Source organism: Dyella sp. ASV21, assembly GCF_016428975.1.
Lineage (GTDB): Bacteria > Pseudomonadota > Gammaproteobacteria > Xanthomonadales > Rhodanobacteraceae > Dyella.
In genome coordinates this window covers 1-18,068 of sequence record NZ_JAELTT010000074.1, presented here as the reverse complement: position 1 = coordinate 18,068, position 18,068 = coordinate 1, and the positions used below count along the sequence as shown (strand labels likewise).

Sequence of the window (18,068 nt, the reverse complement as noted above, 5' to 3'; positions counted from 1 at the left end):
CCCCCCCCCCCCCCCCCCCCCCCCCCCCCCCCCCCCCCCCCCCCCCCCCCCCCCCCCCCCCCCCCCCCCCCCCCCCCCCCCCCCCCCCCCCCCCCCCCCCCCCCCCCCCCTCTTTTCAAGCCTACCACGCAACACGAGATTCGGTCACGGGTCTCGTGGGCTCGGAGATGTGTATAAGAGACAGACACACTATAGACGCGCGAGCGGAAGGAGCGTGTTGCGTTGACCGGCTGAAGTCGCAACCCATAGCGGACCTCGCAAAGGACTTAGAATCGGCCGGGCTTTTCCCTCGTCACAAGAGCAAAGACATGGACGATAACTGGTTTGAGGCCGAGCGCTTGCATAGGGCTGCGCGTGATGGCGACATCGAAGAGATGGCTAGGCTGGTCGCGTCCGGCTTTGATATGAACCTCTTTGATGACATCAGCTGGACGCCTCTCCATTACGCTGTCGATTGCCAGCATTACAAAGCCGCCCAATGGCTTCTTGATCACGGATCAGCGGTCAACGCGCACGAGTTGGCAAAGGTCGGGGAGACCCCCTTATCTGTTGCTGTTCAGGGGGACTATCCAGAGATAGTCGAGTTACTGATGCGCTATGGAGCAGACCCGGATATCACAGGCTGGATGGGGCACACCGCAAGGGGACGCGCCAACGCACGGAAGGACGAGGACGGGGTCGCCATTTCCCTCATACTGTCTAACCTGGCGGCGGCCAAACGCTAAGGTCCGCTGTCGACCCAAGGCAGACGTAAATCAACGAGGGTTTGATGACGACGGCAACACCAGCGCAGTCAGAAGAGGTGCGGCATCGACGGAATGTGGTACGACTGATGACACCGGCTGTCCTCCTGCTTTGGTTTCTAGGGTCAATCGCGGTCGATTCATGGTTGAAGGGCCCTTGGTCTAGCGCTTACTGGATTTGCAGCTTCGTAGCCCTTATGCCCCTGGTGCTGTTCGTCCTGCCTCAATACTGGCGGTGCCCCGCTTGTAAAAGCACCTTTCCACGCGGAAGCAACGGCTCCAGTTGCGAAGTCTGCGGCACCACCTTTGACCTATAGATCGAGCCACATGCAACTAGACATAGCGCACATTGGAGCTGAGGCTTACGCTTTGAGTGCTTGCAACTGTCCGCTGTCGACCCACGGCGGACGTTTCAAAACGGGGCAGGGGCACTTTCTCAAGCGACAGCGTACTCGCCCTTGCGGATAGCCGGACGGATCGGCAGCGTGAGGTCGCCGGCGATGAGCTGCAGTTCGCCGTCCTGGATCAGGCATTGCAGGCGCATGCTGCGCTCGCACAGGGCAGCCAGTTGCTGCATGTCGGCGTGGTCGATGGCGAGCACGCTGAGGTTGTCGTGGCGGGTGAGCGTGCTGGCGATCTTGCTCCACCAGACGTCGACGGCATGGCCGCCATAGGCCAGCACCACGACGTGCCGCGACTGGTTGCAGGCTTTGCGCAAGCGTGTTTCATCAGGGAGGCCGACGTCGATCCACAGCTCGATCTCGTCGGTATAGGCCTTGCGCCACAGGGCCGGTTCGTCGGTGTCGCTGAGCCCCTTGCCGAACTCCAGCCGTTCGTCGGCATACAGCGTGAACGCGAGCAGGCGCGCCATCAATCGCTCCTCGGTTTCCGACGGATGCCGGGCGAGGGTCAATGCGTGGGTGGCGTAGTAGTGCCGGTCCATGTCGCTGATCGACAGTTCGGCCTTGTGGATGGTGGCGGTGAGGGCCATGGGGGCACTTGAGTGGGCGTAAAGCCACCATTTTACGCGGCTTTGCCCCGGGGTCCATGCTTGGGCCGCCCGTCTTGCGGCCATGCCAGGAGGTTGGCCGTAGTCGTCCATCGAATGCAGAGTCGGGCTCACGCCGTTGTCTGTATCGCCAAATCTGCCCACTGTTCCGATCAACCCGCCAGCGTGGGATAACGAGCTAGCATTGGTCCGCTTCCGACCCACAGCGGACCTCGCAAAAACAGGTCGCGGATGTAAGCCAAAATCAGGGAGATGAAGTGGTAGGACTCGCCAACATTCGCCACCGTGCCCGCATGATGGCCCTTGCATCGATTGCCGTCTTGGGCTTTTTCCACCCGCTGGCCGTGCACGCACACTCGCCGGGGCTGGTCGACCGCACGATTTCGGAGAGCCGCGTGGCTTCGCCTGCCCGGGGATACTGGGACCTGCCGGGTTATGGGATGGCTTTTGATTTCAAACCGGTATCCGTGGATGTCTATGATCATGCGGGTGACGTCTGCTGGCGAGACACCGAGCACGCCGGGGTGCAGGCCGCCATTGAGCTGGTTCCCTTCTTCGGCACGAATGCCTCGGGATCGTTGGCATTCTTCGCCTCGGCTCCGGATGGAACGCGATATCAAACGCAGTCGATGGCCGGGATGCCGATTGCCTGCACTGCAGCAATAGATCGTACGAATCCCAGGTACATCTTTGATGCAGTGGCCGCGTCGCTAACGGAGTTTTATCCCTTTGCGCGGGAGCACCACGTCGACTGGTCAGATCGCTCGAACCGCCTCAGGCCTCGCATTGCCGAGGCCAAAACTGAGCGGGATTTGCTCGCAGTTCTTTCTGCGTTGTTTGAAAACGTGGAAGACCCTCACACCAGCATTTCAGGAACCGTGAACGGCAAACCTTTCAGGCTGCGTTCTTTTCGCGGGGAAGACTTTCGGGAGCTGAACCGGCAGTTCTCTCGACAACGTCAGTACGACAACTTCCTTGACTGGGTGTTCGGTAGCTGGATGCCTCGTGAGCGCAGCCAGGCGGCAGCAACGCTCCTTCCTGACACGTATCGCCAAGCACTGGGAGGCGCTCTCGTATGGGGGCGGCTGCAGGACGATGTCGGGTACCTTGCCATCAACGAGATGACGGGCTTCGGCGTAGATACGGATCTGGAGAGTGAGCGTTCTCGTTTGCGATCAGCGCTGGATCTTGCCCTGACTGACCTGAAAGACACCAGGGCGCTGGTCTTGGATATCTCGCACAATCTTGGCGGCGAAGACGAGGTGTCAGCGGACATCGCGGCCCGTTTTGCTGACAAGATCCGGCCGGCTTATAGCAAGCAGGCCTTGCATGGCGGTTCGGTGCAGCGATTCGATATCGTTCCGTATCACGGTGTGAGCTATCGAAAGCCGGTCTACATGGTGACGAGCGAACTCACTGCCAGCGCGGCCGAAGTCTTCGCCTTGAGAATGCGTCAGCTCCCCAACGTGATTCAGGTCGGCGAGACCACCCAGGGCATATTCTCCGATGCCACCGAAAAGGGCCTGCCCAACGGTTGGATCCTGTCCATGTCCACGGAGATCTACCGCGACCCGGGTGGGCAAAGCTATGAGTGGTGTGGGCTTTCCCCGCGGATCCGTTACCAGGTCATAGGCTTGGAGCCCGCTACGGGCGACTATGGGAAGGCGATCCGCAGGGCCGGTGCTATGGCAGCGAGCCGGAATCTGGCGGGCCCCTGAGGTCGCTGAATGCATTGCGGGGGCCGGCGGCACGACATGTCCGCTTTCGACTGCAATTTCAACCGGTCAACGCAACACCCCGACACGGTGTCAGCAGAAGGTGTGTTGCCCGGCATCCAGGCTCAGATTCATCGCTCGCTGGCCAGCAGGCCGGAAGTACCTTAAATCCAGGGGTAATCCGAGCTATTGGCACAGCAGGATCGTTAGAGAGGCTGCCAAGAATGAGTAGAGTATTGATATTCCACGAAGAACGATCTCATCAACGTGCTGCGTTGACCGGTTGAAGTTGCAGTCGGTACAAATGTCCCCAAGGATCGGAGTGCGACTCCATTCAATGCTAAAGGACTTCGGCATGCTGCGTGGCATTGGTTTATCAGTCTTACTGTTGACCTCACAGATCATGACGGCCAGCGCGAGCGAGCGGTCTTTGCCAGGCCCTGACAAGGGGCCGGCGGCAGCACTCAACGCCCTGGCCAGGCGCACGCTGGCTGAATATCGAGAGGTCGATACTTCCAAAGCGGCGATCCAGCGTTTCCGGCTTCAATTGGTGTCCGATGATTGTGTTGGGGCCGAGCAGACATTGCTCTCCCTGCAAAATCAGAGCAGACGTGCACAGGACACGGCAGGTGAGGCGTCAGCGATCTTTTATCGCGTCTATGCCCATACCTGCATTGAGGCGAGTCGCCGAAACGAGTCGTTTGAGCAGGCCTTTCCGCGCGCCTTTCGTGAAGTCTTTCAGTCGCTCGACGACCTCGGGGCGGCGTTGGCCGTCAACGCGTTCGGATCCGCCAATGATCCCTATGGGCCATCCATCGAAGATGCCGAGAGGGAGTTTCGCCAGGCACTCGATAGCCAACGTGGAAAATTCGACGTGGGGCAAGCCGATGCCCTGAATTTGATCAGCAAATACCTGACAGCACAGGCCCTGCAGCAGATGCAAGCGTCGAGCGCGCGCCTGGTCGCCGAAGACGACCATCGCCGTTATGAAATCGCCGATGTGCTCATTAAAACGTCCGATGGTGCGTCAATTAACGCCATCGTCGTGCGGCCGCGGCACGCTTCGGAAAGGCAGTCGACCCTGTTGGGTTTCACGGTATACGCCAATCCAGTCTGGAGCATGGCAGAAGCGCGATTGACGGCAGCTCACGACTATGCGGCGGTCGTTGCCTATACCCGCGGCATGGGTAGAAGCCCGGATGTGCAAGTGCCTTACGAGCATGATGGGGCCGATGCGGACGCGGTCATTGAATGGATCAGCCGACAACCCTGGAGTGACGGCCGGGTCGGCATGTATGGCGGGAGTTACAACGGCTTCGCTCAATGGGCGGCAGCAAAGCACTTGCCTGCGGCACTGAAGGCAATGATGCCTTCGGTAACGGCGGCACCCGGTATCGACGTGCCGATGGAGGGCAACGTATTCCTCAATTTCATCTATCCGTGGGCACCCTATATCACGCGGGATAAGCGCCTGGATCAGTCGTATTACGACGATCAGTCACACTGGATCAGGCTCAATCGCGAATGGTATTCCGGCGGTCGCGCATATCGCGACATGGATGTGATCGATGGGACGCCCAACACGGTCTTTCGGCGATGGCTCGACCATCCATCGTACGATGCCTATTGGCAGGCCATGATTCCATACAAGGCGGAGTTTGCAGCAATCAACATCCCCGTATTGACCACCACGGGCTACTACGACGGCGGACAAATCAGCGCGCTTTATTACTTCATCCAGCACCATCTCTATAACCGCGCGGCAGAACACTACCTGATCATTGGACCTTACAACCACATTGGCGCGCAGCGTAGCGCATGGCCCATGCTTAGCGGCTATGCCATCGATCCAGTCGCCAATGTAAATTTCGGCAAGGTGTTGCGTTACCAGTGGTTTGACTATGTGTTGCGTGGTGGGCCCAAGCCGCAGCTTCTGACGGATACGGTGAACTACGAAGTGATGGGTGCCAACGTGTGGAAGCACGCCCCGTCGCTGGCCGCCATGAGCAACGGCAAAATGCGCCTGTACCTAAGCTCAATCCAGGATGGAGACGACTGGGTTCTGAGCGAGAAAGGGCCCACGGATGTGGTCTCCGCCACACTCAAGGTCGACTTTGCCAACCGAGATGATGTCGACGTCGCACCTTCCGACCAGATAATCGACAAAACGATCGACCGGAGAAATGCGCTCGTTTTCGTGAGTGCACCATTGCGACAAGCCACCGAGTTCAGTGGTTTGTTTTCCGGGAGGCTCGATTTTGTCCTTAATAAACGGGACGTGGACGTCTCCATTGCTTTGTACGAACAGCTCGCCGATGGACGTTACTTCCAGCTTTCCTGGTACCTGGCGCGCGCCAGTTACATTAAGGATCGCACTCATCGGCAATTGTTGACGCCTGGCAGGCAGCGTATCGATTTTCAAAATGGCCGACTCACGAGTCGGGTGTTGCAGCCAGGAAGCCGCCTGGTTGCCGTCGTTGGTGTCGTCAAAGGCCCCGACCGTCAAATCAACTATGGGTCGGGCAAGGACGTGAGCGATGAAACCGTCGCCGACTCGAGCGGACCGCTCGAAATTCGTTGGCTAGGTAGCAGCTATCTCGATATACCGGTCTGGCGCTAGCCTCGCAGAGCCTAATCAAGGCGCGCGGCGGGTGAGGGCTACTGATAGGCAGCGGGCCCTTGGGATTCGCCGGCATGGGGCAGCAGCGGCAAGGTGATCGACACCAGCGCGTGGTTCAGGTCTCGCCGGAACGCTGTTAAGTCATTACCAGCGCCTGCACCCATTGAAGAAGCTGCGGTAGAGGTCCCAGTACCTATGATAGGTAGGGTCTTGCTTGCTCAGGTTGCCATATTTTTCTGAGACAATGCTCGCCCAGGGGCATCCTTCACCTTAAATGCTCCATTGGCCAGGGATTGGCACGTCTTCTCCAGGCAGTCAGGGAGACATGCGCGCTAGTCATCGTGCACGCCATATATGGGCGTGTCTGCTTTTTCGATGTTCGTACTCATGACTAGATGGAGATCCATGATGTTAGTTCGCCATATATCGCCGACCTTGTGCGGCGCGCTACTCGCTCTCGCGCTCGGCATCGTCACCAACGCAGTGATGCCATCCGTTGCCCAAGCTGACGCCCCGCTGTCGTCCGCCACCAACCAGTACGCCGACATGTGCATGAATCAGGCCACCGACATCCCGGTGCCCTACGGTGAGGCCGATCTGAAAGGGAACCCAAAGCTGGGTGACTACTGCAAGTGTTTCGGCGCGAAGTTTGCCGAGCGCGCCATTGCATCCGTGGCATCGATGCAGAGCGGCGGCAAGTCGTCCTCATCGCTGGAAGACACCGTCAAGGAAGAGCAGGCCATGCGTAACGGTTGCCGCAAGCAGGTCGGCTTGCCGTTACTCCAGTTCAAATCCTGACGGTTGAAAAGGAATGCCCGTTGATGTGCCCGCCACGCGGGCCTCGTCGACGGGCCCTGCCATGGGTGACTCGGCCGAAAGCGTTCGCTGTTCGCGTACGGATGGCCCATTCCACGTGCGGACATTCCCACGGCGCGTGGTCGCGACCCAGCGCCTCGACTGGGCCGCGCAAGCGCCCACTATCGGCTGGTCAGTTCGAGTCAACCGATGGCGCCTCGTTACTTCAAAAGGAAGATGATCCATGCCATTGAATGGTGTCGCCGTGTCGCGGCCTATGCGGTTTCTGCCGATGCTGGCAGCCTGTTGTCTGCCCCTCGTGGCATGCGGTAATTCGAGTACATCCACGGATGGCCACGCGGCCACCTCTGCGGCTACAGGCAGCAGTGCGCCAGGCAATAGCTATGAAGTGGTGGTGATCGATCGCCCCACGCCCGCCGATGGCATGCTCCATGGCATGGGTGACATGGCCTACAAGCTCTGTGTGCTTGGTGCGGAGTCACTGCACGTGCCGATCAAGCCCTACCCACGCATGCCTGACGATTACGTCATGCAGCGCACGACGTATATTTCGGACGGCCATTCCTGGCTGAAGAAGGCCGAGTCGGTCTACAAGGTCGATCTTGACAATCTGGTGGCCGAGAAGGGTTGCGAGATCAAGGTGGTGCCTGACAAGTCCTTTGAAGTCGTCATCGAGCGTGACGGCAAGCAGATCAACGTGAGCGGTCACGACGATGGCACGACCTCCGTGAATGCGTCGGACGACGGTCTGGCGGCATTCAATGCGAGGAACCCGATCGAGACCAATGACAGCTATACGGACAGGCGCACCGTAGCGGGTGTCAATCTGCGTTGCCTTCCCAAGTCCCATCCGCTGATCAGCTCCAAGGCCGCCATCGATATGTGCGTCTATGAGAAGGATGGCGTGGTGACGACGTCGGACAAGAAGTCCATCGTGCTGTATCAAAACGTCGATCCCCTCAATGCGAGTCCGCTGGCGCCCTATACGGTGATTTCCGAGGTGCGGTCGCTCAAGCTTGGGGCGGCTATCGATCCCAGTGTGTTCAAGACGGAAACCTATACGAAGTAACCGCCCTGATCGGCTTTCAAGGTCGCCGGAAAAGCACCGCTCGCGGTTCCGTCGGTATCTGTTTACATGGCGAGAGGCTGATGGCTATCTATCAGCCTCTCGCCGTTGTAGATCCTGATTCCAGCGTACCCGCGCAACACCATGCTGAGGTGGAGCGTTGGGTGCGTATCGGGGCGTGTCGATTTTCGTGCGGTTGATTCGTCGTATCACGCCGTGGCAATCCGGCCGCGGCGTGTATTTCAAGGAATGAACCATGAGCAAGATGATTTTCGTCAACCTGCCGGTGACGGACCTGAAGCGGTCCAAGGCGTTCTACGAGGCGGTGGGTGCGGTGAACAACCCCGTATTCACTGATGACACCGCCGCCTGCATGGTGTTCTCCGAGTCGATCTACGCCATGCTGCTGACGCACGATAAGTGGCGCCAGTTCACCTCCAAGCGGATCGTGGACGCGCATGTGGATGCGCAGGTACTGCTTTGCCTCTCGGCGGAGGGCCGGGAGGAGGTATCGAGCTTGGTGGACAAGGCCAGCGCAGCCGGCGGCAAGGCAGACCCCACGCCAGTGCAGGATCACGGCTTTATGTTTGGCCGCAGCTTCGAGGACCCGGATGGTCACATCTGGGAGGTGATGTGGATGGACCCGAACGGTATGCCTTCGCACGGTTGATAGGGAGCGCGGTTGCGCCCGTTGAATGTGGGCGCGGTCCCTGGGATCGTCCGTGGTCGAATCCGGGAAAGGCCTGATGACGTAGCGGTGACCGCAACAACGGGGTGGACTTATGCCTACTACCGGTTGAAGTCACGGGATCTCCGCCTTCGCGGCGATGACGTCGTTGTGGGATGCCGTCGCTGTCTAGCGTATCCCCGGATGGCAAAAACAAACGCCCCGCCGTGTGGAACATGGCGGGGCGTTGGTGTGTACGTCAGTGGGGATCAGTGCTTGCTGGGCGGTGGCGAGGGAGCGGCCGGCGCCACGTGGTTCAGGGCCAGGCCCTTGAGCACGTTGAGTGCTTGCGACAGGGCGTAATCCTGCGTGGCAAGCTTGGCGTTTTCGGCACTGCCGTCGTTGTCGATGTCCTTGCCGAGCTTGCTGTCTTCGTTGGCGAGGTGGTTGGGCAGGTCCGCCTCCGAGCTCACCAGCACGGGCGCGCTATCGGCCTTGTTGACGGCCAGGTCGGCCAGGGCGATGTCGGGCTTGATGCCTTCGGCCTGGATCGAGGTGCCGTTGGGCGTGTAGTAGCGCGCGGTGGTGATCTTCACGGCGTGGTCGTTGTCCAGCGGAAGCACGGTTTGCACCACGCCCTTGCCGAAGGTGCGGCGACCGATGATGAGGGCGCGATGGTTGTCCTTCAGCGCGCCGGAGACGATCTCGGCGGCAGAGGCGGTGCCGTTGTCCACCAGCACCACCATAGGCGCACCGTTGAGCAAGTCGCCCGGGTGCGCCTCGAAGCTGAGATTGGCATCCTGCAGGCGGCCACGCGTGGTGACGATGGTGCCGCTATTGAGGAAGTCGTCGCTCACCCCTACGGCGGCGGTGAGCAGGCCGCCCGGGTTGGAGCGCAGGTCGAGGATGGCGCCCTTCTGTGGGCCGTTCTTGCGGATGAGCTCGCCGAGCTTCTTCTCCAGGTCGGCGGCGGTGTCGTCCTGAAACTGGCTAACGCGCACGTACGCATAGCCGGGCTCCAACTCCCGTACCTTCACGCTGGTCACCGAAATACGCTCGCGCACCAGTGGTATGTCGATCGGCTTGTCCGACTTTTCGTGCAGGATGGTCAAGGTAATCTTGGAGCCGGGGTCGCCGCGCAGCTCCTTGAACATCTCGTCGATATTTTCCGAATCCACCGGCTTGCCGTTCACCTTGATGATGGTGTCGCCAGGCTTGATGCCACCGCGGGAGGCGGGGGTGTCGTCGATGGGGGCGATGATGCGCAGGGTGCCATCCACTTGCAGCACTTCGATACCCAGGCCGCCGTATTGACCGGTGGTGTCCTCGTTGAGCTCGGCGAGGCCATCTTTGTCGAGGTATTCGCTGTGCGGGTCCAGTCCGCTGAGCATGCCGCTGATGGCGGCCTTCATCAGGGTCTTGTTGTCCACCGGCTCCACATACGCCTGCCGCACGATCTCGTAGACGCGGCTGAAGTTGCGGATGTCATCCAGGTCCAGGCGATCGGGTGCGGACGCGGCGGCGGCCGGCGCGCTGGCCGGCGGGGTCTTGCTGCCGCTGGACGCGGGCGCCGTCTGGGCCTGCGCCAGGGGCGTGGCCAGCAGCAGGACGGCCAGGCTCAAGGTGGAAAACCGCATGGGTGGGGGACTCCGGGAAATCGAAGGGGTAGGGGCTGGCGCGGTCATTTTGACCGCCGCCGCGCGCCGAAATTCAATGCCATGGCCTGAAGATTAGCCTGCGACGGCGCGCAGGTGGCGTCAACGTGCCTTGCCCAGCCAGCTGCGCGGGTCCACCGGCTTGTTGTTCTGGCGCAGCTCGAAGTACACGCCGGTATTGACCCCGGTGGGGGCGGTGGCGGTGCCTACCACTTCGCCGGCCGACACCTGGTCGCCCACGCCGTGCAGCAACGACTCGTTGTTGCCGTACATGCTCATCCAGCCGTTGCCGTGGCTCACGATCACCAGCATGCCGTAGCCGCGCAGGAAGGCGGCATAGACCACCTTGCCGGCGGCCACCGCGCGCACTTCGCTGCCGCCCTGGGCCTTGATGAGCACGCCGTTGCCGTAGGTATTGACCACGCCGTTGGCCGGCCAGGGCAGGTTGCCACGGATGTTGACCAAGCCCTTGCCTGCCGGCGGGCTGGTGCTGCCGGCGTTGGCCTTGGCGGCGCGCTCGGCTTCGCGGGCGGCCTCGTCGATGGCTTTTTGCAGCTTGTCCACCAGCGAGTTGAGCGAGGCCTCGTTCTGCTTGAGGGCGGCCAGCTTGGCGCCCTGGTCTTTGTATTGGGCATCGGTATCGGCCACCAGCCTGGCCTGGCTGGCGCGCTGCTGCTCCAGTGCCTTGGTCTGGGTCTCCCGTTCGGCGCGACTGGCCTGCAGCGCCTGCTGCTGTGCGGTGATCTGGGTTTCCAAATCCTGCAGGCGAGCCAGATCGCCCATCAGCGTCTGCACGCGCTGCACGCGGTCCTCCTGGAAATACTTGGAGTAGGCCAGCGCCTGGGCAATGCGGGCGACATCGTCCTCGCCCATCAACAGGCGCAGGTCCGAGCCGCGGCCAAGTGCGTAGGTGGCGCGCAACAGCTCGGCGATGGCGGCGCGCTGCCCTTCCAGGTTCTTCTGCAGGTCGGCGCGTTGTTGCTGCAGCTGGTTCAGGTCTTTCTGCTTGGCGGCCAGCTGGTTGTCGGTTTCGCGCACGGCCTTGGCGGCGGCGGCCACGGCGTTGGCCTGCTTGGCCAGTTCGGCGGTGGCGCTGTCGCGCTTGGCGGCGGTCTCGGCCTGTTCCTTGGCCAGCGCCTCCATCTTGCTGCGTATGTCGGAGAGCCTTTTCTGCGCGTCGGCCTGTTCGGCGCGAGTCTTGCTGTCCTGCAGCGCCCAGGCGGGCAGGGCGGCGAGGCTGAGCACGAGGGCGCCGGTAATGGCACAGACGAGGGGGCGGGCACGACGGACTGGTATGGGCATTAGCCCATTATCACAGACCGGGGTGACAGCACGCGAGCCGGCCTGTGCCGTCTGTTTGGCTGCGCGACATGATGGCGGTCACGCAACGCATGAGATCACTGGTATGCATCGAACCACCCGGTCGGTGCTGGTGCGACGCGCGAATGGCCGGGATGCGTGGCCGCCGAGGTCGTGCACGCGGTGCGGCACCTGGGGTTGGCGTTTTGTCCAGCGGACAAAAATGCTTCCAGGTGAAACTTTCATTTGGACGTATAGATTGCTTTGACGCGACGCACCAATTGTGCTTTATTCGAATCCACACCCGGACATGTGGCAGCGGTTCTCTCGGTACCGTTGGGACCGCGTGTCTCTGTTCCATCGGCCGGGGAGGCGAGATGGCGAAGGCAGTTCCAGCGACGCTTTACGACGCTGCGTTTGAGCACGACAGCTGTGGTTTCGGTCTGGTAGCGCAGATCGACGGGCGCGACAGCGCATGGGTGGTGGATACGGCGTTCGACGCGCTGGCCAAACTGTCCCATCGCGGTGGCGTGAATGCGGATGGCATCAGCGGCGATGGCTGCGGCGTGCTGTTCCATCGTCCGGTGGTGTGGCTCAACGCCTTGGCGAGTGAAGCGGGCATTGCGCTGGGTGAGCGCTTCGCGGCGGGTGTGGTGTTTCTTGATCCGCGCGGCAGCGACGCCGCGGTCGCCACGCTGGAGCGTTGCCTTCGCGAAGAAGGCCTGCATGTGGCGGGTTGGCGCGAAGTAGCGGTGAATGCCGATGCCTGCGGACCGCTGGCTGCGGCGGCGCGACCGCGCGTACGCCAGGTGTTCGTGGAGCCCGCTGGGGAGCGGGATGACGCCTCGTTCGAACGCGCGCTGTTCCGTGCGCGCCGCCGCGCCGAAACCGCGCTGGCGACGGATGAGCATTTCTACGTGGTCACCTTGTCCGCCGACGTGATCGGTTACAAGGCGATGGCGGCGCCGGGGCGGCTGCGCGAGGTGTTCGCCGATCTTTCACATCCGGCGCTGAGTGCCGATGCGGTGGTGTTCCATCAGCGCTATTCCACCAATACCACGCCGCAGTGGCGCTTGGCCCAGCCGTTCCGCCTGCTGGCGCACAACGGTGAGATCAACACCATCCGCGCCAACCGGCGCTGGATGCAGTCGCGCCAGTCCATCCTGCACTCGCCGCTGGTCGATCTGTCCGACATCGGGCCGCTGGTACGCCAGACCGGTTCGGACTCGGAGAGCCTGGACAACGCGCTGGAAGTGCTGGTGGCGGGCGGCCTCGACCTGATCGCCGCCATGCGTGTGCTGGTGCCCCCGGCCTTCGCCGCGCGCGAAGGCATCGACGAAGATTTGGCCGCCTTCTACGAGTACTACGCGCTGCACAGCGAACCGTGGGACGGCCCTGCGGGCCTCGTCATGTGCGACGGCCATTACGCCGCCTGCACGCTGGACCGCAACGGGCTGCGACCCGCGCGCTGGGCGTTGTCGGCCGACAATCACCTGATTGTCGCCTCCGAAGCGGGCCTGTGGGATGTGCCGTCCTCCCAGGTCGTCGCCAAGGGGCGCCTGGCGCCGGGCGAAATGATCGCGGTGGATCTGAAGGCACATCGCCTGCTGCGCGATGCCGACATCGATGACATCAACCGCCAACGCGCGCCGTTCCGCGATTGGCTGCGCGCGGGCGTGAGCTACCTGGAGTCGGATCTGATCGATCCCTCGCTGGCTGCCGAACCGCTGCCGCAAGAAGAACTGCGCCGCTACCAGAAGCTCTACGGGCTCTCGCGCGAGGAGCGCGAAACCGTGCTCAAGGCGATGGTGGAGCTGGAGCAGGAGGCTACCGGCTCGATGGGCGACGACACCCCCATCGCGGCCATGTCGCGCCAGGTGCGGCCGCTGTTCGACCGCTTCCGTCAGGGGTTTGCGCAGGTCACCAATCCGCCGATCGATCCGCTGCGCGAAAAGCTGGTGATGTCGCTGGTCACCCAGATCGGCCCCGAGGCGAACGTGTTCGATCTTGCGCCGGAAAATGCCAAGCAGATCCTGATCAACTCGCCAGTGCTTTCGCAGCGCAAGCTGCGCGAGTTGCTGGCCCTGCCGCAGTTTGCCGGTACGCCGCGCTTCGACCTGATGTACGCGCCGGAAGAAGGCCTGGAGGCCGCGCTCCGTCGTCTTTGCCGCGAAGTGGAGCAGGCGGTGCGTGACGGTTGCCAGCTGGTGTTTCTCAGCGACCGCTATCCACAGCAGGATCTGCTACCGGTCCATTCGCTGCTGGCGGTGGGCGCGGTGCATGCGCATCTGATCGATACGGGGCTGCGTTGCCAGTGCAACATCCTGGTGGAGACGGCGACGCCGCGCGATCCGCATCAGTTCGCCTGTCTGCTCGGCTTCGGCGCCACCGCGATCTATCCGTGGCTGGCCTACCAGAGCTTGTTCGAGCTGGGCCGCGAGGGCCATATCGCCAGCGACCGCTTTGAAGTGGGTCGCAGCTATCGCCGTGGCATTCGCAAGGGTCTGCTGAAGATCCTTTCCAAGATGGGCATTTCCACCGTGGCGGGCTATCGCGGTGCACAGTTGTTCGAAATTGTGGGCCTTGCCCCCGCGGTGGTGGAGCTGTGCTTCCCTGGCACGCCTTCGCGCATTGGTGGCGCCAGCTTCGCTGAGCTGGAACACGACCAGCGCCTGCTCGCCGCCGAAGCCTGGAGTGACGCGCTGCCGTTGCGCGCCGGTGGCCTGTACAAATTCGTGTACGGCGGCGAGTACCACATGTACAACCCGGACGTGATCGGCAGCCTGCAAAAGGCCGTGCGCACGGGCAATGCGGCGGACTATCGCGCCTACGCCAACTTCGTCGACCATCGCCCGCCTTCGGCGCTGCGCGACCTGCTGGCGCCGCGCCCGCTGCGCGAGCCGATAGCGCTGGAGCAGGTGGAGTCGGTGCAGAGCATCCTGCGTCGCTTTGATTCGGCCGGCATGTCGCTGGGCGCGTTATCGCCCGAGGCGCACGAGGCGCTGGCCATCGCCATGAATCGCCTGGGCGCGCGCAGCAACTCGGGTGAAGGCGGCGAAGACCCGGCGCGCTACGGCACCGAGAAGATGTCCAAGATCAAGCAGGTCGCGTCCGGACGCTTCGGCGTCACGCCGCAATACCTGGTCAATGCGGAGGTATTGCAGATAAAGATCGCCCAGGGCGCCAAGCCGGGCGAGGGCGGCCAGTTGCCCGGCCACAAGGTGGATGCCACCATCGCGCGCCTGCGCTATGCCAAGCCCGGCATCGGCCTGATTTCGCCGCCGCCGCATCACGACATTTATTCCATCGAGGATCTGGCCGAGCTGATCCACGACCTCAAGGAAGTGAACCCCGCCGCGCTCGTCTCGGTGAAGCTGGTGAGCCATGCCGGCGTGGGCACGGTGGCGGCAGGCGTGGTGAAGGCCGGGGCTGATCTCATCACCGTCAGCGGTCACGATGGCGGCACCGGCGCCAGTCCGCTCACCTCGATCAAGTATGCAGGCACGCCGTGGGAGCTTGGCCTGGCCGAAGCGCAGCAGACGCTGCGCCGCAATGACCTGCGCGGCCGCGTGCGACTGCAGACCGACGGTGGCCTCAAGACCGGCCTGGATGTGATCAAGGCCGCGCTGCTCGGCGCGGAGAGCTTCGGCTTCGGCACCGGTCCGATGGTAGCGCTGGGCTGCAAGTACCTGCGCATCTGCCATCTCAACAACTGCGCCACCGGCGTGGCGACCCAGCATGCCGTGTTGCGCAAGGAGCACTTCATCGGCCTGCCGGAGATGGTGATGAACTATTTCCGCTTCCTCGCCGAGGACGTGCGCGCGCATCTCGCACGCTTGGGCGCACGTAGCCTGGACGAAATCATCGGCCGCGCGGATCTGCTCGAGCAGGTGCAGGGCAATACGCCCGTGCAGCACAAGCTCGATCTGCAGCCGCTGCTGGGCCCCGGCACCCTGGGCAGCAACGTCGATTTTGCCTGTACTTCGCCGCGCAACCCCATGCGCGACGAAGCGGCGCTCGCGCAGCGCATCGACGCGCTTACGCGCGAGGCGGTGCGCAACCAACGTGGCGGCGAGTTCGCCTTTGATATCGCCAACACCGATCGCGCCATCGGCGCGCGCTTGTCCGGCGAGGTGGCTCGTCATCATGGCGACCACGGCATGGACGAACAGCCCATCGTACTCAAGCTCACGGGCGCCGCCGGGCAGAGCCTGGGTGCGTGGAACGCGGGCGGCGTGCACATCGACCTCACCGGCGAAGCCAATGATGGCGTCGGCAAGGGCATGGCCGGCGGCCGCATCATCGTGCGTCCGCCAGCGGATTCGCCGTTCGCCAGCCAGGATGCCGCCATCATCGGCAACACCTGCCTGTATGGCGCCACCGATGGTGAGCTGTACGCAGCCGGCCGCGCCGGCGAACGTTTCGCCGTACGCAATTCCGGCGCGTTGGCGGTGGTGGAAGGCGCCGGCGATCACTGCTGCGAATACATGACCGGCGGAGTGGTCGCCGTGCTGGGCAAGGTGGGCCTCAACTTCGGTGCGGGCATGACGGGCGGCTTCGCCTATGTGCTCGACCTGGAGCGCACCTTTGTCGATTGCTACAACCATGAGCTGGTGGACATCCTGCGCATTTCGCCGGAGGGCATGGAGCACTACATGCAGCACCTTCGCAGCCTGGTGGCGCGTCATGTGGAGTTCACCGGCAGCGCATGGGGGCGGCGCATCCTGGCCGATTTCCGTGGCCTGCAATACAAGTTCTGGCTGGTGAAGCCCAAGGCGGCGAGCCTGGCGGCGCTGGCGGAAGAGTTGAGGAGCGCGGCATGAGCGGCAAGGATTTCCAGTTCCTCAACGTGCCGCGCCAGACGCCGCGTACCGTGCCGGTATCCATCCGCGTGCTCGGCTATGGCGAGATCGCCGGTGACTTCGGCTCGGCGCAGGCAGGCACCCAGGCAGAGCGCTGCATCGATTGCGGCAACCCGTATTGCGAGCACGCCTGCCCGGTGCACAACTACATTCCCAACTGGCTCAGGCTGGTGCAGGAAGGCCGCCTGATGGAAGCGGCCACGCTGATGCACGAAACCAACCCGCTGCCGGAAATCTGCGGTCGCGTGTGTCCGCAGGATCGCCTGTGCGAAGGCGCCTGCACGCTGGAGCAGACGGCCTTCGGGGCGGTAACCATCGGCAGCATTGAACGTTGGGTCACCGACGAAGCGCTGCGCCTGGGGTGGCGTCCGGATCTTTCCGCGGTCAAGGAAACCGGCAAGCGCGTGGCGATCATTGGCGCGGGCCCGGCCGGCCTCGCCTGCGCGGACCGTCTGCGTCGCGCGGGCATCGCCGCGGATGTATACGACCGCCAGAGCGAGATCGGTGGCCTGCTCACCTTTGGCATTCCGCCATTCAAACTCGACAAGGAGGTGGTGCGCACCCGACGCCAGTTGCTGGAAGGCATGGGCGTGCGCTTTCTGCTCAATCACGAGGTAGGCCGTGACGTTGAGTTGGGCCAGCTCTTGGAAGACTACGATGCCGTGTTCGTCGGCACCGGCGCGTATACCTATGTGGACGCGCAACTGCCGGGTCGCGAGCTGCGCGGCGTGCACGATGCGCTGCCGTTCCTGATTTCCAACACCGAGCGCCTGCTGCGCGACGAAGCGCCATCGCCGGCCTTCGACCTGCGTGGCAAGCACGTGGTGGTACTGGGCGGTGGCGACACCGGCATGGACTGCAACCGCACCGCCGTCCGCCTGGGCGCCGCCAGCGTGACCTGCGTGTATCGTCGCGACGAAGCGAACATGCCCGGGTCCGCGCGCGAAGTGGGTTACAGCCGCGAAGAGGGCGTCACCTTCCTGTTCCAGCGCCAGCCGCTGGAAATCCTGGGCGGTGCGCGTGGCAATGTGCGCGGCGTACGCGTGGTGGAAACCGCGCTGGTGGACGATGGTTCGGGGCGCCTGCGTCCGCAGAACGTGCCCGGCACCGAGTACGTGATCGATGCGGATGTGGTGATCCAGTCCTTCGGCTTTCTGCCCAGCCCGCCGGATTGGCTGCGTTCGCATGGCGTGGCGCTGGATAAGTCTGGCCGCGTCGTCACCGGCGCCAACGGCGCGTTGGAACACCAGACCAGCCATGCGCGCATCTTTGCTGGCGGCGACAACGTGCGTGGTGCGGATCTGGTGGTGCGCGCCGTGTACGACGGCCGTGAAGCAGCCGCTTCCATCGTGCGCATGCTGGCCACCGCGGAGCTGCCCGCGCTGCTGCGCGCGTAAGCTACGCCGTGTAGCTGGCGAGCCAGGCCATGGTCTGGCTCGCCACCCGCGTCACGCGGGGCTCAAGGTCTCCCGACGACGCAGCTTGTAGAGCACCAGGGTGGCGCTGAACGCGCAGGCCGCCGCGAACGACATCCAGTAACCGGGCGAGGCCTTGTCGCCGGTGGTATGGATCAGCCATGTGGCGATATTGGCGGTAAAGCCGCCAAACACCGCCGT

General features: G+C 63.0%; 11 protein-coding genes and 1 pseudogene. 8 read left to right on the top strand and 4 right to left on the bottom strand.

Annotation, left to right across the window (positions count from 1 at the left end):
• Positions 1–308 precede the first annotated feature (308 nt).
• The gene (locus JHD67_RS18130) at positions 309–725 is read left to right on the top strand and encodes an ankyrin repeat domain-containing protein (protein WP_199100598.1); all 417 of its coding nucleotides are present in this window, start codon (positions 309–311) and stop codon (positions 723–725) included.
• A gap of 454 nt (positions 726–1,179) precedes the next feature.
• Here the strand turns inward: JHD67_RS18130 and JHD67_RS18125 are convergent, their stop codons facing one another.
• A complete protein-coding gene (locus JHD67_RS18125) occupies positions 1,180–1,734 on the bottom strand; it encodes a YaeQ family protein (RefSeq protein WP_199100597.1) in 555 nt (184 codons plus the stop codon).
• A 275-nt stretch (positions 1,735–2,009) separates the two neighbouring features.
• Between JHD67_RS18125 and JHD67_RS22935 the strand changes: the two genes are divergently transcribed.
• The 5 genes from JHD67_RS22935 (at position 2,010) to JHD67_RS18100 (ending at position 8,639) form a co-directional block, all read left to right on the top strand.
• Positions 2,010–3,470, top strand: coding sequence for a S41 family peptidase (locus tag JHD67_RS22935; RefSeq protein WP_199100596.1), 1,461 nt, complete (start codon positions 2,010–2,012; stop codon positions 3,468–3,470).
• Positions 3,471–3,822: 352 nt separating this feature from the next.
• Positions 3,823–6,087: a CocE/NonD family hydrolase gene (locus JHD67_RS18115; protein ID WP_199100595.1), complete on the top strand. Its 2,265-nt coding sequence runs from the start codon at positions 3,823–3,825 to the stop codon at positions 6,085–6,087.
• A gap of 408 nt (positions 6,088–6,495) precedes the next feature.
• Positions 6,496–6,885 carry a hypothetical protein gene (locus tag JHD67_RS18110; protein ID WP_199100594.1) on the top strand — a complete coding sequence of 130 codons (390 nt, stop codon included), beginning with the start codon at positions 6,496–6,498 and terminating at the stop codon, positions 6,883–6,885.
• A 241-nt stretch (positions 6,886–7,126) separates the two neighbouring features.
• The gene (locus JHD67_RS18105) at positions 7,127–7,972 is read left to right on the top strand and encodes a hypothetical protein (RefSeq protein WP_199100593.1); all 846 of its coding nucleotides are present in this window, start codon (positions 7,127–7,129) and stop codon (positions 7,970–7,972) included.
• Between the two features lie 253 nt (positions 7,973–8,225).
• Positions 8,226–8,639: a VOC family protein gene (locus tag JHD67_RS18100; RefSeq protein ID WP_199100592.1), complete on the top strand. Its 414-nt coding sequence runs from the start codon at positions 8,226–8,228 to the stop codon at positions 8,637–8,639.
• Positions 8,640–8,905: 266 nt separating this feature from the next.
• On the opposite strand, the gene JHD67_RS18095 is transcribed toward JHD67_RS18100, so the two are convergent.
• The gene (locus JHD67_RS18095; protein ID WP_199100591.1) at positions 8,906–10,273 is read right to left on the bottom strand and encodes a S41 family peptidase; all 1,368 of its coding nucleotides are present in this window, start codon (positions 10,271–10,273) and stop codon (positions 8,906–8,908) included.
• Positions 10,274–10,393: 120 nt separating this feature from the next.
• Entirely contained in the window at positions 10,394–11,593 is a 1,200-nt protein-coding gene (locus tag JHD67_RS18090) for a peptidoglycan DD-metalloendopeptidase family protein (protein ID WP_199100590.1), read from the bottom strand.
• A 374-nt stretch (positions 11,594–11,967) separates the two neighbouring features.
• On the opposite strand from JHD67_RS18090, the gene gltB reads away from it, so the two are divergent.
• Positions 11,968–16,413, top strand: coding sequence for a glutamate synthase large subunit (gene gltB / locus JHD67_RS18085; RefSeq protein WP_199100589.1), 4,446 nt, complete (start codon positions 11,968–11,970; stop codon positions 16,411–16,413).
• Positions 16,410–17,849: an FAD-dependent oxidoreductase gene (locus JHD67_RS18080; RefSeq protein ID WP_199100588.1), complete on the top strand. Its 1,440-nt coding sequence runs from the start codon at positions 16,410–16,412 to the stop codon at positions 17,847–17,849. Before gltB ends, JHD67_RS18080 begins: the two co-directional genes overlap by 4 nt.
• A gap of 51 nt (positions 17,850–17,900) precedes the next feature.
• On the opposite strand, the pseudogene JHD67_RS18075 reads toward JHD67_RS18080, so the two are convergent.
• Positions 17,901–18,068, bottom strand: a pseudogene (locus JHD67_RS18075) (citrate-proton symporter); the annotation flags it as partial.

Coding starts and splice junctions, on each gene's coding strand:
- JHD67_RS18130 (WP_199100598.1), top strand. CDS start 309: ATGGACGATAACTGGTTTGAGGCCGAGCGCTTGCATAGGGCTGCGCGT.
- JHD67_RS18080 (WP_199100588.1), top strand. CDS start 16,410: ATGAGCGGCAAGGATTTCCAGTTCCTCAACGTGCCGCGCCAGACGCCG.
- JHD67_RS18115 (WP_199100595.1), top strand. CDS start 3,823: ATGCTGCGTGGCATTGGTTTATCAGTCTTACTGTTGACCTCACAGATC.
- JHD67_RS18105 (WP_199100593.1), top strand. CDS start 7,127: ATGCCATTGAATGGTGTCGCCGTGTCGCGGCCTATGCGGTTTCTGCCG.
- JHD67_RS18100 (WP_199100592.1), top strand. CDS start 8,226: ATGAGCAAGATGATTTTCGTCAACCTGCCGGTGACGGACCTGAAGCGG.
- JHD67_RS18090 (WP_199100590.1), bottom strand. CDS start 11,593: ATGCCCATACCAGTCCGTCGTGCCCGCCCCCTCGTCTGTGCCATTACC.
- gltB (WP_199100589.1), top strand. CDS start 11,968: ATGGCGAAGGCAGTTCCAGCGACGCTTTACGACGCTGCGTTTGAGCAC.
- JHD67_RS18095 (WP_199100591.1), bottom strand. CDS start 10,273: ATGCGGTTTTCCACCTTGAGCCTGGCCGTCCTGCTGCTGGCCACGCCC.
- JHD67_RS18110 (WP_199100594.1), top strand. CDS start 6,496: ATGTTAGTTCGCCATATATCGCCGACCTTGTGCGGCGCGCTACTCGCT.
- JHD67_RS18125 (WP_199100597.1), bottom strand. CDS start 1,734: ATGGCCCTCACCGCCACCATCCACAAGGCCGAACTGTCGATCAGCGAC.